Raw genomic sequence first — 1,728 nt, 5'->3', positions numbered from 1 at the left:
CTCGACGAGCGACGTTTGCTTGTCGAGGGCGTCATTGATGGCGGCTTGCCAGACGGGATCGCTCGTCAGGCCCTCACCCAGCAGCGCCATGAAGGTCACATAGGTAATCTGGTCTTCCTGCCGTATGAGGCCTGATTCACGTGCAAAGGCCAGGAGCCTCTGCGCGAGGCCCAGGCGAACGACATGACATTGTTCAGGTTTGCCGCTCGCGCGCAGGTTGTGCTTGAGTCGGTCAGCAAGCTGATACGCCAATGCATCTCCTGCCAGCGACTGCCAACAGGCCTGATCAAGCCTGAGGCCATCGAGCGCTCTGGCCTCAGGCCGGTCGCCGCCGGAAAAGTCGTACCATAATTGCCGGGCGGCATCGGGGTAGGGCACCCACCAGGTATGGATAGGGGCTAGCCAGTCGAGGATGTCGGGCAGATCCTGGCGAGCGTGCAGCACACGCAGGCCCTGCTCGGTGTGATAGCGCAACAGGTAGCGATGACCGTCCGGGGCCAGAAGAGTGTTGGCTTGTGCCAGATGTGCGGCCAGGTCCTTGGCCGGCAGCGCGCTGACGATCCAGCCACAGATGGCATCCTTGCAAAGGTCGGTGAGCTGCCAGAAAAAGTCGGACTGGCCCTGCAAACGGGTGCTGGCGTCTGCAGCGCACAGGACGGTACCGACCTGCTGCAAATGGCTGAGCGCCTTCTGCGGCATCAGTGAGTGCAACACTTCCTTTCGCTGGCCGAGCTTTTCCAGCTGTTCGTCGTCAAGCCGTGACAGTTCGAGGAGGGCGGATAGCCGATAGCGCTCCGATTGATACAAGGGAGCCAATAGCCGGTCGTAGAAGGTACCTTTCATTCGTCTTCCCCTTCCATGCGAACGACATTTCGACCCTCTGCGATGGCCTTGAGCAAACAGCTGACGCAGATGGCTTCCCCAGGCTCCGGGGTCGCGTTGATCGCCAGTTGGCGTGAACCGCCTGCCGCTGTCTGGGTTACCGGGCCTTTGATGTTTATCGCGATGGCGTCGAGCGTCATGCCGCTTGCGTCGAGACGTAACGTCGCTCCTGGTGCCTTGATGACAAGGCTTTGCGATACGTTGAGTTCAATGACCTGAGTTTCATGGCGAATGGCTTGTCCGGCCATCAGCGCGACATGACCGGCCACCTGTTGCTCCAGGTTGCCGCCAACCTCTACGGAGTGATTTGCAGTGGTCTTGTCATAGCGATGATTGCCGACCTGTTCGGTGCGGTCATGGCCGGTGATGATGGTGCAGTGGCGACCGACTTCCAGCGTGTCATCCTGGCCAATTTGCTCATGACGATCTTTGCCGATTACCAGATGCTCGTCGTTACCCACTTCCTCGCTACGGTTGCGGCCGACAGTAATCTTTTCATCTCGTCCGACTCGTTCAGAGCGATCATTGCCAACCTGCGTGGTCTCATCATGCTTGACCACATTGTTCTGATCCCGCTGCGCATGAATGAACACCTCTTCCTGTCCCAGTTCATCCTCGAAGCGCAGCTCGTTGAAGCCTTGCCCCTTGTGGGTCTTGCTCTTGATGGTCATGCGCGTGCGGTGCTTGGGCAGTTCGTAGGGCGGCCGCTGGTTGCCGCAGTAGGTGCGCCCGGTGATCATCGGCTGGTCGGGATCGGCGTTGACGTACTGGATGACCACGTCCTGGCCGATCCGCGGGATGGCCATGGCGCCCCAGCCGCCGCCGGCCCAACCCTGGGACACCCGC

2 protein-coding genes are annotated in these 1,728 nt (G+C 60.3%); both read right to left on the bottom strand.

What is annotated here, in order from left to right:
• Window positions 1-843, bottom strand: an 843-nt coding sequence (locus POF53_RS25840) for a DUF4123 domain-containing protein (RefSeq protein WP_498970039.1), incomplete at its 3' end; no start/stop codon positions are given.
• The coding region (locus POF53_RS25835) for a type VI secretion system Vgr family protein (RefSeq protein WP_498970037.1) at window positions 840-1,728 on the bottom strand (889 nt) is incomplete at its 5' end. The genes POF53_RS25840 and POF53_RS25835, both read right to left, overlap by 4 nt.

The sequence above is a fragment of the Mitsuaria sp. RG genome, from assembly GCF_028369275.1.
In the GTDB taxonomy this organism is placed as follows: Bacteria; Pseudomonadota; Gammaproteobacteria; order Pseudomonadales; family Pseudomonadaceae; genus Aquipseudomonas; species Aquipseudomonas peradeniyensis.
Note: the sequence above shows the minus strand (reverse complement) of the source record. Positions and strands in the feature narration are given on the sequence as shown.